The 12,116-nt window shown below is 66.2% G+C and carries 16 protein-coding genes; 11 read left to right on the top strand and 5 right to left on the bottom strand.

The genetic code is table 11. From position 1 onward, the window contains the following. From rpsF to dnaB, 5 genes are all read left to right on the top strand, one after another. A complete protein-coding gene (rpsF, locus tag AC0Z9V_RS14535; protein ID WP_043442549.1) occupies window positions 1-306 on the top strand; it encodes a 30S ribosomal protein S6 in 306 nt (101 codons plus the stop codon). 60 nt (window positions 307-366) lie between these two features. Continuing rightward, entirely contained in the window at window positions 367-930 is a 564-nt protein-coding gene (locus tag AC0Z9V_RS14530; protein ID WP_133079960.1) for a single-stranded DNA-binding protein, read from the top strand. Window positions 931-1,037: 107 nt separating this feature from the next. Then, a complete protein-coding gene (rpsR, locus tag AC0Z9V_RS14525) occupies window positions 1,038-1,277 on the top strand; it encodes a 30S ribosomal protein S18 (RefSeq protein ID WP_005273147.1) in 240 nt (79 codons plus the stop codon). 17 nt (window positions 1,278-1,294) lie between these two features. Continuing rightward, a complete protein-coding gene (gene rplI, locus AC0Z9V_RS14520) occupies window positions 1,295-1,744 on the top strand; it encodes a 50S ribosomal protein L9 (RefSeq protein ID WP_133079959.1) in 450 nt (149 codons plus the stop codon). Between the two features lie 719 nt (window positions 1,745-2,463). Next, entirely contained in the window at window positions 2,464-3,840 is a 1,377-nt protein-coding gene (gene dnaB, locus AC0Z9V_RS14515; RefSeq protein ID WP_133079958.1) for a replicative DNA helicase, read from the top strand. On the opposite strand, the gene AC0Z9V_RS14510 is transcribed toward dnaB, so the two are convergent. Together AC0Z9V_RS14510 and AC0Z9V_RS14505 are read right to left on the bottom strand one after the other, a co-directional pair. Then, on the bottom strand, window positions 3,837-4,259 hold the full coding sequence (locus tag AC0Z9V_RS14510; RefSeq protein WP_244185929.1) for a MarR family winged helix-turn-helix transcriptional regulator: 423 nt from the start codon (window positions 4,257-4,259) through the stop codon (window positions 3,837-3,839). The genes dnaB and AC0Z9V_RS14510 overlap by 4 nt on opposite strands. A gap of 211 nt (window positions 4,260-4,470) precedes the next feature. Next, the gene (locus tag AC0Z9V_RS14505; RefSeq protein WP_459288006.1) at window positions 4,471-5,388 is read right to left on the bottom strand and encodes a DUF2382 domain-containing protein; all 918 of its coding nucleotides are present in this window, start codon (window positions 5,386-5,388) and stop codon (window positions 4,471-4,473) included. 433 nt (window positions 5,389-5,821) lie between these two features. Here AC0Z9V_RS14505 and AC0Z9V_RS14500 point away from each other — a divergent pair, with 433 nt between their 5' ends. Both AC0Z9V_RS14500 and AC0Z9V_RS14495 read left to right on the top strand, forming a co-directional pair. Beyond that, window positions 5,822-6,208, top strand: coding sequence for a hypothetical protein (locus AC0Z9V_RS14500; protein WP_208739938.1), 387 nt, complete (start codon window positions 5,822-5,824; stop codon window positions 6,206-6,208). Between the two features lie 19 nt (window positions 6,209-6,227). After that, window positions 6,228-6,824: a cysteine hydrolase family protein gene (locus AC0Z9V_RS14495; protein ID WP_244186011.1), complete on the top strand. Its 597-nt coding sequence runs from the start codon at window positions 6,228-6,230 to the stop codon at window positions 6,822-6,824. A 122-nt stretch (window positions 6,825-6,946) separates the two neighbouring features. Here the strand turns inward: AC0Z9V_RS14495 and AC0Z9V_RS14490 are convergent, their stop codons facing one another. The 3 genes from AC0Z9V_RS14490 to AC0Z9V_RS14480 are packed head-to-tail and all read right to left on the bottom strand — an operon-like array spanning window position 6,947 to window position 8,936. Beyond that, entirely contained in the window at window positions 6,947-7,642 is a 696-nt protein-coding gene (locus AC0Z9V_RS14490; protein ID WP_208739940.1) for a DUF3618 domain-containing protein, read from the bottom strand. Continuing rightward, entirely contained in the window at window positions 7,639-8,091 is a 453-nt protein-coding gene (locus AC0Z9V_RS14485) for a phage holin family protein (protein WP_133079952.1), read from the bottom strand. Before AC0Z9V_RS14485 ends, AC0Z9V_RS14490 begins: the two co-directional genes overlap by 4 nt. Continuing rightward, window positions 8,091-8,936, bottom strand: coding sequence for a hypothetical protein (locus AC0Z9V_RS14480; RefSeq protein WP_208739941.1), 846 nt, complete (start codon window positions 8,934-8,936; stop codon window positions 8,091-8,093). Before AC0Z9V_RS14480 ends, AC0Z9V_RS14485 begins: the two co-directional genes overlap by 1 nt. A 285-nt stretch (window positions 8,937-9,221) precedes the next feature. Between AC0Z9V_RS14480 and AC0Z9V_RS14475 the strand changes: the two genes are divergently transcribed. The 4 genes from AC0Z9V_RS14475 to AC0Z9V_RS14460 all read left to right on the top strand — a co-directional run bounded on the left by AC0Z9V_RS14475 (window position 9,222) and on the right by AC0Z9V_RS14460 (window position 12,088). Further along, a complete protein-coding gene (locus tag AC0Z9V_RS14475) occupies window positions 9,222-10,103 on the top strand; it encodes a manganese catalase (protein WP_133079950.1) in 882 nt (293 codons plus the stop codon). A 33-nt stretch (window positions 10,104-10,136) separates the two neighbouring features. Beyond that, the gene (locus AC0Z9V_RS14470) at window positions 10,137-10,595 is read left to right on the top strand and encodes a DUF4383 domain-containing protein (RefSeq protein ID WP_133079949.1); all 459 of its coding nucleotides are present in this window, start codon (window positions 10,137-10,139) and stop codon (window positions 10,593-10,595) included. A 201-nt stretch (window positions 10,596-10,796) separates the two neighbouring features. Beyond that, window positions 10,797-11,831 carry an iron-containing redox enzyme family protein gene (locus tag AC0Z9V_RS14465; RefSeq protein WP_485141944.1) on the top strand — a complete coding sequence of 345 codons (1,035 nt, stop codon included), beginning with the start codon at window positions 10,797-10,799 and terminating at the stop codon, window positions 11,829-11,831. Further along, on the top strand, window positions 11,828-12,088 hold the full coding sequence (locus AC0Z9V_RS14460; RefSeq protein ID WP_485141943.1) for a CDGSH iron-sulfur domain-containing protein: 261 nt from the start codon (window positions 11,828-11,830) through the stop codon (window positions 12,086-12,088). The genes AC0Z9V_RS14465 and AC0Z9V_RS14460 overlap by 4 nt, the downstream gene beginning before the upstream one ends. The last annotated feature ends 28 nt before the right edge of the window (window positions 12,089-12,116 follow it).

Genomic DNA, 12,116 nt, shown 5'->3' with positions numbered 1-12,116 from the left:
ATGCGTGCATATGAATTGATGGTAATCATCGACCCCGACGTCGAGGAACGCTCCATCGACCCAACACTCGAGAAGTTCCTGAATGTCGTCCGCAACGGCGGCGGCACCGTGGACAAGGTGGATATCTGGGGACGTCGGCGCCTTGCGTACGAGATCCAGAAGAAGACCGAGGGCATCTACGCCGTCGTCAACTTCACCGCGACCCCGGCCGTGGCTTCCGAGCTCGACCGCCAGCTGAGCCTCAACGAGACGATCATGCGCACCAAGATCATCCGCCCCGAGGAGCAGAAGGTTTCCGCCGAGTAGTCTCGGCAGATCCCTCATCCATCCATCCCGCTCCGGCGGGTAGGAACTCAAGGAGGCACCATGGCAGGCGAAACAGTCATCACGGTGATCGGCAACCTCACCAACGATCCCGAGCTCCGGTTCACGCCGTCGGGATCGGCGGTTGCCAACTTCACCATCGCGTCCACTCCTCGTACGTTCGATCGCCAGACCAATGACTGGAAGGACGGCGAAACGCTGTTCCTCCGAGCATCGGTATGGCGTGAAGCCGCGGAGAACGTCGCCGAGACCCTGACCAAGGGAACCCGCGTGGTTGCCCAGGGCCGACTCAAGTCACGTTCGTACGACACCAAAGAAGGCGAAAAGCGCACCGTCATGGAGCTCGAGGTGGACGAGATCGGTCCGTCCCTGCGCTATGCGTCCGCGAAGGTCACCCGTACCCAGCGCTCCGGCGGCGGGAACGGCGGCAACTCCGGTGGTAACTCCGGTGGCGGCTTCGGCGGTAACTCCGGCGGCTCGAACTCCGGTTCGGGCTGGGGTGGAGGCCAGCAGGCCCAACAGCCGGCGGAAGACCCCTGGGGTGCACCCTCGGGCGGGAATTCGCAGGGCTGGGGCAACGGCCCCGACTCCGAGCCTCCCTTCTAGGCAGCAGGGTCCCGTTCCCGGGACCCCTGCCGCAGTCACTCCTGTGACTGGCAGTTCCCATCCCGCAGAACCGTTCTGCGGGCTCCAACAGAAAAAGGAGCACCACGATGGCTAAGGCTGAACTCCGTAAGCCCAAACCAAAGTCCAACCCCTTGAAGGCCGCTGACGTCACCGTCATCGACTACAAGGACGTAGCCCTGCTGCGTAAGTTCATTTCCGATCGCGGAAAGATCCGTGCCCGTCGCGTCACCGGTGTGACCGTGCAGGAGCAGCGCAAGATCGCCCAGGCAATCAAGAACGCCCGCGAAGTCGCTCTCCTGCCGTACTCCGGCGCCGGCCGCGGCTAGGGAAAGGGACACACACTATGTCGAAGCTCATTCTGACCCAGGAAGTCACCGGTCTCGGTGCTGCAGGCGACGTCGTCGAGGTGAAGAACGGTTACGCACGTAACTACCTTCTGCCCCGCGGTTTCGCCCTGATGTGGAGCAAGGGTGGCGAGAAGCAGGTCGAGTCGATCAAGGCTGCCCGTTCCGCCCGCGAGCACGCATCGCTCGAGGACGCCCAGCGCCAGGCCGCCGCACTGTCGGCCAAGCCCGTCACCCTGACCGTGAAGGCTGGTGGCTCCGGCCGCCTGTTCGGCACGATCAAGGCCGACGACGTCGCCAAGGCCGTCGAGGCCGCCGGTCTCGGCAAAATCGACAAGCGCAAGGTCGAACTCCCGGCTCACATCAAGTCGGTCGGTTCGTACCAGGCCAACGTCCGTCTGCACGAGGACGTGGCAGCTGTGATCGACCTGGACGTCGTCGCAAGCTAGCGCCAGCGAAACGGATCCACCAGGAAGCCCCCGCGGAAGCGGGGGCTTCCTGTCGTTGGAGGCAGTGACGCCCTGCCCGAGCATCCCCGCGCCTGCCTCGCGAGTGCGACCGTCCCGGGCGCTCCGCGCCGTCCTCCGCTGCCCTGGAAGGACTGTCCGAGCACCTACGCAAGACATGGCGGCAGCGGCATGAAGGGCTCATGGACGGCGAGGCGGCTACTCCCCGGGGACCAGCAGCGGACTATTGGGTACGGCTACCGGCATGGACGCCCGGTCCGGCGCGCGCTGGTGCGGATTCCGGCCGACGCCTCCGTGACCGGCTGGGGATATGTCCCTTGGAGGGACATCCGGAAGTGCTGTCGGGCACCTTGTCAACAGCGACCCTGTGGACGGAGCACCTCCTGATATTCCCTCCGATCCACAGGCCGGGGATAACGTTTGCGCAGGTCAGAGGCCCTATTGCGGACGAGAATTATTGTTGTCCACAGGGTTCTCCCCATCCTGTGCACAAGATGCGCCGCGTAATCCACAGCTTAAGTCCACTTACCCACAGTCCCTGTGGGGATGGCGCTTTGCTCCCTCCGCAGAGAGGGCTACCGTAGCGGGTGATTCCCAATAGTGAGGGTGACGGGTGATAGGCCTGACCTGTCAGACCCACCCCGGGCATCCGGTGACCGCTGCGGCGACCACCGCTTTGACAGCAGGAGAAAGGCCCTTCAGTGTCCCTGGCACATGCAGATACTTCATCGGACACTCGTACGCCGGACTTCTCGCGTACCCCTCCCCAGGATCTCGTCGCCGAGCAGTCCGTCCTGGGCGGGATGATGCTTTCCAAGGACGCCATCGCCGACTGCGTCGAGGTGCTCCGGGGGCTGGACTTCTACCGTCCCGCCCACGAGAGCATCTACGAGGCGATCATCGATCTCTACGGGCGCGGGGAGCCCGCGGACGCCGTGACGGTGTCCGACGAGCTCACGAAGCGCGGGGAGATCTCGCGCATCGGTGGCCCGGCCTATCTCCACACGCTGATCCAGTCCGTCCCGACGGCTGCCAATGCCGGGTTCTACGCCGAGATCGTCCGGGAACGCGCCGTCCTGCGGCGTCTCGTCGATGCCGGCACGAAGATCGTCCAGCTCGGGTACTCCAACGACGGCGAGGTGGACGACCTCGTGAATGCCGCGCAGGCCGAGGTCTACGCGGTCGCCGAGCGGCGCACCGCGGAGGACTACGTCGCACTGAAGGACATCATCGAGGGGACGGTGGACGAGATCGAGTCCGCGGGTCATCGCGGAGAGGGCATGACCGGCGTCCCCACCGGGTTCTACGAACTCGACGAGCTGACCCAGGGTCTCCATGGCGGCCAGATGATCGTCGTCGCCGCCCGCCCCGCCATGGGTAAGTCCACCTTCGCACTGGACTGGGCCCGCTCGGCCGCCATCAAGCACAACATGACCACGGTGTTCTTCTCGCTCGAGATGGGGCGCAACGAGATCGCGATGCGCCTCCTCTCCGCCGAGGCCACGATCGGGCTCCAGGACCTCCGCAAGGGAACGATCAAGGACGAGCAGTGGGGCAAGATCGCGACCACGATGGGCCGGATGAACGATGCACCGTTGTTCATCGACGACAGCCCGAACATGTCGCTGATGGAGATCCGTGCGAAATGCCGCCGCCTGAAGCAGCGGCACGATCTCAAGCTCGTGGTGCTGGACTACCTGCAGCTGATGTCGTCGGGCAAGCGTGTCGAGTCCCGTCAGCAGGAGGTGTCGGAATTCTCGCGTGCCCTCAAGCTGCTGGCCAAGGAGCTGAATGTTCCGGTGGTGGCACTGTCACAGCTGAACCGAGGCTCCGAGCAGCGCACGGACAAGCGTCCCCAGGTGTCCGACCTCCGCGAGTCCGGTTCGATCGAGCAGGATGCCGACATGGTGATCCTGCTGCACAGGGACGATGTGTACGACAAGGAGTCAGCGCGTGCCGGCGAGGCCGATGTCATCGTCGCCAAGCATCGTAATGGCCCCACCAAGACCCTTGTCGTCGGGTTCCAGGGCCACTACTCGCGCTTCAACAACATGGCGGCGGACGGCGGGGGCTACTAGTCCTTCTTGGGCCCGAGTTCGTTGATGACGGTCTTCAGGCGGTCGCGCAGGTCTTCCGACGCGAGTCCGTCCTCGGCCATCAGCTCGTGCTCGATGTTCTTGGCACGCTCGAGCGCCTTCATGCCTGCTGATGTGATCGTGATGCGCTGACTGCGGCGGTCAGCGGTGTTGCGGAGCCTCGTCACGAGGCCGCGCTTCTCCAGGCGGTCGAGGGTGCGCCCGACCGTCTGCGCCTGCACGTGGACGAGCTGGGCCAGACGCACGCCCGTGAGCGTACCTTCCCGCTCGAGGACTCCGAGCGTGGTCAGCCCGGCGTGCGTGATGCCGATGCTCAGGAGCTTCTCGTTCCACGAGTGCTCGACGATGCGGGCCGCGGTCGTTAGCAGGCGGCTGGTCGACCAATCGTTCAACTCCGGCACGATTGCGTGTCCTTCCCCTCGGTTGTACGCGGTGGATGCGCTTGTTCCTACTACTTACTGTAGACAACTTCACCCCAAATAGACAGCAGGCTTATCATCGGGTGGTCCAGGGGATTCCCTTCGCTCCTGGTGGTTCGGGGCGAGGGGCGTGCCGGGGACGACGAAGGGCCCGGAGACACGCCCCGGGCCCTTCGTGGATCACGAGGCTCGCTTAGAGGTTGTCTCCCCGACGGGTGTCGCCTCGGCGCGTGTCGTCTGCGCCGTCGACCTCGATCTCTTCCTTGCGGACGTCACTGCTGACCGTCTCGTTGGTGGTGACGGTCTCCTTGTCGAGGCGGACGCGCTCCACGGGGACCGCTTCCTTCTCGACGACGGGGCGCTCGGCGTGGAGCGTCACTTCGTGCTCCTCCTCGCTGATCGCCGGGCCACTGTAGGCGTCGTCGCGATTGGCGTCCGTGATGGGCTCACGCTCCAGGCGGACTTCTTCGTGGCTGACGGGAACGGTCTGGGTGACGTTCTCGGTGACCACGTACTTGCGCAGACGGGCGCGGCCGGCTTCGCGGGTCTCCGTGCCGACGTGCAGCTGCTCCTCGGAGAGGGTCATCGCGTCGTCCGTGGTGGGTCCGGAGGTGTCATGTCCCACGGTGTCCCGGCCGGTGCCGCGATCGGTGCCCGCGTAGGTGTCCGTGCCCGTATCGGTCACGCCGGAGTGGCGTCCGGACGTGGTGTCGATGTCGACATCGCGATCGCGCTGCCCGACACCGCTGGTGGTGTCGGTGGTGTTCGTCGTATCGGTGTAGCCACCGGTGCCGCCGCCGATCTCGTAGTGGCGGTAGAGGCGGTCCTCTTCCTCGGGGCTCAGGTTGCCGTCGGACTCGATGCGCGGGGCATCCTTCACCTGGTGCTTGCTGTAGGGGACGCGCACGTCATGGCCTTCGACGTCGGCTCCCTGAAGGGGCACGAAGGACTCGGAGGTGCCGAACAGGCCCGTCTTCGCCGTGACCCAGCTGGGCTCTCCGGTCTGATCGTCGAGGTAGACCTGGCCGATCGAGCCGATCTTCTCTCCGTCCGAGCCGAGGACGTTGCCGCCGTTGCCGAGCAGGGTATCGATGTTTGACTGGGTGATCATTTCCTTCTCCTTCTGAGATATCTCACTGTGAGGGTATGGAACTATCGGCTGTAGGTTCCGCCGGGGCCGAAGCCCTCGGGAACCACCGGCCTCTAGAGTAAGCACACTTAGTACTTAATTGGAAGCATGCTTAGCGTCGGGATTCGGATGCCGACGCCGCGGCGGCCGTCGGCGGAGGGTGCCGGGCCGGCCCGACGACGGCCCCCGGGCGGTTTTCCACCGGGCGCACCCTGTCCGTAGAATGGCCGGAAGGTCCAGCCACCGGCCGAACAACATCCGATACGATCCGATGCATGGCTTCCCATGCGGGGATCCCGCGTGTACCTGGACCGCGCCCGCCTGTCGGCGGTGCTGCGGGCCGGCTCTTCCTGGCGTGCACGGGATCCGGCACGGTGTGCAGCCGGTCGTTCGCCGAGCCCCCGGGAAGGGCGCCATGTCAGCTGTACGACCCCCTCACATCAACGACGTCCTGATCGCAGCCGCCGATCTGGAAGATGCAGAATTCGAGCGTGACCGGCTCGCCATGGCCTGCGGAGAAGCAATCCGCCAGGCTCTCGCCGACGGATTCACCGCCGCGCAGATCGCGTACGCCGCCAACATGGCGGAAGTCGAGGTGCATCGCCTGGCGGAGGCGCCGTCCGCCGGTCCCGACGTCCTGACCGATGCCCTGGCGCTCCGCGGGATCGCCGGCCGACAGGAAGCAGGACTCGTCGTCCTGGAATCGCCGGCGGGGGACCCGCGGCCTCGCGAGGACCGGGTCCTCCGCCATCTCGGGGAAGCACTGCCGGAAGCGCACCGGGAACCCGATGCCGCCCACTGATCCCGCGGCCGGATCGGATGTGCCCGGATCGGATGTGCCCGGGGCCGGAGATCGGACGCCCGGTGGTCGGGCCGCACTCCTCATCATCGACATGCAGAACGCCTTCTTCGAGGACGAGGTCCTCGCGAAGGCCCAGGGCCCACTCGTGGCCGCCTGCAACGGTCTGATCGACGCTGCGCAGCGGGGCGGGAGCCCAGTTCTCGTGGCGCGCACCGAGCACCTCGCGGATCGGTCCACGTGGACCACCTCGATGCTCGACGACGATCAGGGCTTCATCTTCCGCGGCACGCACCAGGCCGCCGTCGTCGACGGTCTGAGGGTCTCGGGCCTCGAGACCGTCACCAAGACCCGTGACAGTGCCTTCTTCGGCACGGACCTCGCGGAGCGCCTCCGTGGCCATGCGGTGGAGCGCCTCGTCCTCGCGGGGGTATCGACACACAACTGCGTGGCACACACGGGGGCCGATGCGTTCGCGCACGATTTCCGGGTCAGCTATGCACTCGACGCCATCGGCAGTACCAATGCCGACTATGCCGCAGCAATGCTCGAGATCCTCTCGGTGGAGTATCGGCAGCCCATCGTCGGCCTGGTGGAGGCGGGAGCGCTCCTCGGGTAGGTCCGCCGGGCACTGGGTGATCGGTAGCGCGGTGCGGACGGCCACCCGGACGCGGGGGAGTCCGCCACGAGGAAAGGCCACCGGACGGGATCCGGTGGCCTTTCCTCATCCTGCGTCGCGTATCAGCTCTGCTGGACGTTCGACTTCGCGTCCTGGGCGCTGCCCTTGACGTCGCTGGCGGCGTGCTGGCCTTCGTCCTTCACCGTCTGCACCGAATCGGCGGCCGAGTCCTTGACGGACTGCACGGCCTCCTGTGCGGGCTCCCGGACCTCCTCGACGACCTGCTTGGCCGCCTCGGTCACCTTCTCCTTGAGGGGAGCGGCCTGCTCCTTCAGCTGCGAGGCGGCCTCCTGCTCCTTCTCGCTGGACGGGATGAGCGATGCCACGAGGAGCCCGGCACCGAAGGCGATCAGGCCGGCTGCGAGAGGGTTCCCCGCAGCCTTGTCGGACAGCTGGCGAGGGGCGTCCTGCACGGCGTGTCCGGCGTGGAGGGCCTTGTCCTTCGCGGCTCCGGTGGCGGACTGTGCGGCACCCCGTCCGCTACCGGCGGTGTTCGCGAAACTGTCCTTGACGCCGGAGGCCTTGCCGGTGACGGAGTCCTTCACATCCCCGGCGGTGCCCATGACGGAATCCTTGACGTCTTCGGCCTTACCCATGACGGTCTCCTTCACGTTGCTGAAGCTGTTCTTGACCTTCTCGGTCTGCCGGTGCGCGATGTTCGCAGGGTTCACCTTGTCGGCCACCGCGTCGACGTCGGTGCCCAGTTCCTGGCGGGTGCGTTCGATATCTGCACGGATCTCATCTGGCGTCTGGCTCATCGGGTGTGCTCACCTGGTTTCAGTGTCGGAGGGATCTCTTTGACGGTCTCCGCTGTCTGAGGGAGACCCTTGATCTGCTTCATTTCCTTCTTGCCCTGCAGGGCAAGGACCGCTGCGATGATGCCCCAGATCACTGCGACGATGACGGCGGCCCAGCCGATCGGCATCAGCGCATCGAGTCCCCACATGAGTGCGAGGGAGAGGAACAGGAGGACGAAGTGGCCGCCGATGGCCGCACCGGCGAACATGCCGGCGCCCTTCCCGGCGTTCTTCGCCGATTCGGTCGCCTCGGCCTTCGCCAGGGCCACCTCCTGCCGCATGAGCTTGGAGAGGTCCTTCGTCACCTCCCCGAGCAGTTCGCCCACCGAGGCGTTGGCGGAGCGCTGCTCGGCCTCCGATGGTGGTGGAGCGGCGGCCTGGTGGGCGCCCCCTGTGTATGCCTCACTCATCAGCGCAGGCTCCCGTCATTCGGGAGGGTGCCCACGGGAGGGGTGCCCGGGGGAATGGTGGGGTAGTCGTCCGTCGGGTCGACGAAGGCGGGGTTGGAGCCGGCGACATGCTGGCCCCGCGTGGTCTCACCGAATCCACCGGTGGCGGGAGTTCCGCTGTACAGGTCGGAATCGACCTCGGTGTAGCCGGGGTAGGAGCCCGTGGTGGAGGTGCCGGTCGAGCTGGAGCTCCGGCCCGTGCCGGAGGTGCTGCCCGACTCGCGGTTGCCCGTGAGGCCCTTCGTGAGACGGCCCACGATCAGGCCGGATCCTGCTGCGATGGCGAGGAAGGTGCCCGGCTTGCGCCGTGCGAAGGCCTTGACGTCCTCGAGGATGTCGGAGGCGTCGCGACCCTCGAGCCAGCTTGCCGCCGAATCCGTGCGCTGCGATGCCTGCTGGACGATGTTGGCCACCATGTGGTTGTCCGACTTCTCAGCCATGGACTTCAGCTCGTCGGAGATGCCGCGGATGCCCTCGGTGATCTTCTGCTGCTGCGAACCGGCCTGGTTCTTCACCTCGGAGGTCACGGTTCCGAGCAGGTTCTTGGCCTGCGATCCGGCCTCGGCAGCAACGCTCTTCGCCTCGGAGGCTGCGGTGCCGGCTACGTTCTTGGCTGCTTCCTTGCCGTCCTGGCCCACCTGCTTGGCCTGGTCCTTGGCGACGGAACTCTTCGAATCACCGGATCCCGAGTTGCCACCGGTGAATTCCGTGGTGCCGAGCTCGGTGGTCTCCAGGTTCGAGGTGGACGACTCGTTGCCGGTCGTGGAGGGAACCAGGGGGTCCTGCGGCCAATTCTGCGTAGTCATGGTTCTTCCTAACGTTGATATTGCCGTTAAAGCGGACGTTCCATCGTGTTCTCGATGCGACGGTCCGGCATGTCGTGCTGGACTTATCACTGAAGCTAAGCATGCTTACATTCGACGGCGCAAGTCCTTTCTCCACATCGCGCAACCTCTAAATAAGTACGCTTAGTATCTTCCGGAAATCCTAGGCGCACGGTTAGCGTCGGATCAAGAGGCCCTGCCTGCGGCCGCTTCCAGAAGGAGCGGACCCAACCCGGGCGGGGCCCGATGTGGGGAGGGTAAGCACCAGTGTTTTTCCACAAGCAAGAGCTCCAGTACAAGGCCAGCCCGGACAAGCCGGATGCCGTCTACGCGCGGAAGCTGCAGGAGGTCCTGGGCGGCCAGTACGGTGAGATCACCGTCGCCCTGCAGTACAGCTTCCAGGCATGGAACGCGCACATCCCCGGCAAGTACCGTGACCTGCTGTTCGGCATCGGCGCGGAGGAGATGGGACACGTGGAGATGCTCGCGACGATGATCGCGCAGCTCCTCGAGAAGGCCCCCCTCGGGATCACCGAGGACGCGGTCCAGTCCGATCCGGCCATCGCTGCCGTGCTCGGCGGGACGGACATGCAGCATGCGATCGTCGCCGGCGCCGGCGCCCGGCCGGTGGACAGCATGGGCAACCCCTGGCAGGGCAGCTATGTCACGGCCAGCGGCAATCTGCTGGCGGATTTCACGGCGAACGCGAACGCGGAGATGCAGGGCCGACTGCAGGTGGCCCGGCTGTACCACATGACGGACGACCACGGGATCCGGGACATGCTCTCCTTCCTCCTGGCCCGCGACACCATGCACCAGAACCAGTGGATCGCGGCAGCCCGCGAACTCCAGGAATCGAAGCTGGAGGAACTCCCGGTGCCGAGCAACTTCCCGCTCAAGAAGGAAGCCAGGGAGGTCTCCTACCAGTACCTCAACTTCTCGGACGGCAAGACCGCCTCCGAGGGCAGCTGGGCGGCCGGGCCGACGCCCGACGGCAAGGGGGAGTTCACCTACCACGAAGGCCCCACCACCCGTGCCCCCATGCCGCCCGCAACCCATCCGGACTCACGCTTCTACGGCACCACGGAGATCCCGAACACCGTCGAGAAGATGGCCGGCACCGTGCAGGACAAGCTCAACCGCGAGTAACGCATCGCAGCACCCGAAGGAAAGGAGATCGTCATGACGAATACGAACAACCGCACGGTGGAGAGCGGACGTACCACCCTGCAGCGCGCTGCCCAGGCCGTGGGCGTCGTCTTCCTGCTCGTCGGGATCCTGGGGTTCATCCCGGGGATCACCTCGAACTACAGCACGATGATGTTCGCCGGCCACCAGTCCGAGGCGATGCTGCTCGGCATCTTCCAGGTGTCGATCCTGCACAACATCGTCCACCTGCTCTTCGGCGTCGCCGGACTCGCCATGTCGAGGACGGTGTCGGGAGCACGCTCGTACCTCCTCGGCGGCGGGATCATCTACGCCATCCTGTGGATCTACGGACTCGTGATCGGTCAGGAGTCGGCCGCCAACTTCGTGCCGGTCAACACGGCGGACAACTGGCTGCACTTCCTGCTGGCGGTCGGGATGATCGGCCTCGCCCTCGCCCTGAACCGCGGGAACCGTACGACGCGACGCGCCTGAGGCCGCAGCTCCCGCGCCAGGGCGCCAGGGCCCCGGGAGCAGGGATCACGTCGGCCCGGCGGGCATCCGTGCCCGCCGGGCCGGCGTCGTCCGGTGCAGGGACCTCCGGCCTCTGCACTCCCACGCGGGCAGAAGCGAAGTACGCTTAGCATCACTGCTCCGGATCGACGGTGCAGGTACGACGAACAGAAGAGGTCCTCGATGCAGCAGCCCTCCCCGCGCGGAGAGATCAGTGCCCTCGTCCTGGCCATCATCGCCGGCACCGCCGCGTCCGGGCAGGACTCCCTGGAGCGGCTCGATGCGCTCGTCGGCGCAGCGGTCCACGAGACGGCCGACATCCTGTACGACGACGACCTCCAACTTGCCCTCTTCTGCATGTACGAGCTGCACTACAGCGGTGTCGACGGCGCGGGGGACGACTGGGAGTGGAATCCGGACCTGCTGCGGGTACGGCACCGGATCGAGGCTGCCTTCGAGTGCAGGGTGCGCGACGAGGTCGTCCTGCCCGAGCTGCCCGCAGCGACCAGCGAAGCCGTCTGCGCGGAACTCTTCCGCATGACCGGGGAGGACTCCGGCCCCAGTATGTCCCGCTTCGTGGCCAGGTCCGCGACGAACGACCAGTTGCGGGAGTTCCTCGTGCACAAGTCCGTCTACCAGCTCAAGGAAGCCGACCCGCACACATTCGCGATCCCGCGGTTGGCCGGCCGGGCGAAAGCAGCCCTGGTGGAGATCCAGGCGGACGAGTACGGGAACGGTCTGCCGGCCCGCATGCACTCGGCACTGTTCGCCCGCACCATGCGCGATCTCGGGATGGATGACACCTACGGCGCCTACCTCGATGCGGCTCCGGCGATCACGCTGGCCACCAACAACCTGATGTCGCTCTTCGGCCTCAACCGTCGGCTCCGAGGAGCGATCGTCGGGCACCTCGCCGCCTACGAGATGACGTCGTCCCAGCCCAACCGCCTGTACTCGCGGGGCTTCAAGCGCCATGGCTACGGCGAGGACACCCTCGAATACTTCGACGAACACGTCGAGGCCGACGCCGTCCACGAGCAGATCGCCGGGAGGGACATGGCCGGCGGACTCGTGGAATCGGATCCGCGCCTGCTGCAGGACGTGCTGTTCGGTGCCGCAGCCGGGCTCGCGATCGACACCCTCATGACGGTCCACATCATGGCGGCGTGGGAAGCCGGCCGATCCTCGCTGCGCGCCTCGGAATCGATGGCGTCGTGAGCGCCGGCACCACTCCTGCAGCCTCCGGACCGCTGCCCGAGCGTGCGCTCGGCTCCGGCAAGGCGGCTCCGGTCTCCGTCGTCGCCTGCCCCAACGGCCCACTGCTCATCCGGGGGGATTTCGAACTGGTCGGCGCGGGCGGCGACGCCCTGCCCCGCACCCGGCGGACGGTCGCGCTCTGCCGGTGCGGAGCGTCCGTGCTGAAGCCGTACTGCGACGGGTCGCACAAACTGACGGGTTTCCGTTCCGAGCCCTGAACCGCACCACGGGACAGGATCGTCGACC

Source organism: Arthrobacter sp. UYP4, assembly GCF_057291175.1.
The sequence above is the reverse complement of the archived record's forward strand: the minus strand, read 5'-3'. Positions and strand labels throughout refer to the sequence as shown.